Annotated in this window: 1 pseudogene; it reads right to left on the bottom strand. The window is 47.0% G+C overall.

What is annotated here, in order from left to right:
• Nucleotides 1–362, bottom strand: a pseudogene (locus tag IRZ78_RS26040) (hypothetical protein); the annotation flags it as partial.

Raw genomic sequence — 362 nt, forward strand, 5'->3', positions numbered from 1 at the left:
GAGCTTCTGCATCGGCTTTCGCTTTAGCATCAGCAGCAAGTTTTGCTTGTAATGCTTCGGCATCGGCGTTGGCTTTAGCATCGGCAGCAAGTTTTGCTTGTAATGCATCGGCTTTCGCTTTAGCATCGGCTTCTAATTTAGCTTTGGCAGCAGCTTCTGCATCAGCCTTCGCTTTCTCGTCTGCGGCTAATTTTGCCAAACGTGCCTCTTCTGCTTCTTGTAATTTTTTCGCTTCGGCATCCGCTTTCGCTTTAGCAGTTGCTTCTGCATCAGCTTTAACTCGGGCATCGGCAATTAATTTTGCCTGTAATGCCTCCATATCAGCTTTTGCTTTTGCATCAGCAGCTAATTTTGCCTGAAGC

This window comes from Flavobacterium sp. CSZ (assembly GCF_015350725.1).
GTDB lineage: Bacteria > Bacteroidota > Bacteroidia > Flavobacteriales > Flavobacteriaceae > Flavobacterium.